General features: G+C 41.6%; 1 pseudogene. It reads left to right on the top strand.

Annotated elements, in window-relative coordinates:
* Positions 1 to 267: pseudogene (locus C1E99_RS15095) on the top strand (DNA-binding response regulator); the annotation flags it as partial.

Raw genomic sequence — 267 nt, 5'->3', positions numbered from 1 at the left:
AAAACATGGTTTGCTGCTAGAGAGACTCCAAACCCAATGGGCTACTGTCGTGAAAAAAATATTTTGCATCAAGTCTACTATTTTCAGTTGACAGAAAGTCGACCAGAGGGTAGTCTATATACAGAAGAAGTTACCCCGACGATGACCATACGGCAGTTGATTGATAAGGTAGAGAGGCGCTTATTTTATAGGCAACTATCAGAAGATCTAACGGCTACTACCACAGAACTCTATAAAGATATGGAACCGCTTCTACGTGCAGGAAGA

This window comes from Streptococcus suis, assembly GCF_002964045.1.
GTDB classification, from domain to species: domain Bacteria; phylum Bacillota; class Bacilli; order Lactobacillales; family Streptococcaceae; genus Streptococcus; species Streptococcus suis_U.
Note: the sequence above shows the minus strand (reverse complement) of the source record. Positions and strands in the feature narration are given on the sequence as shown.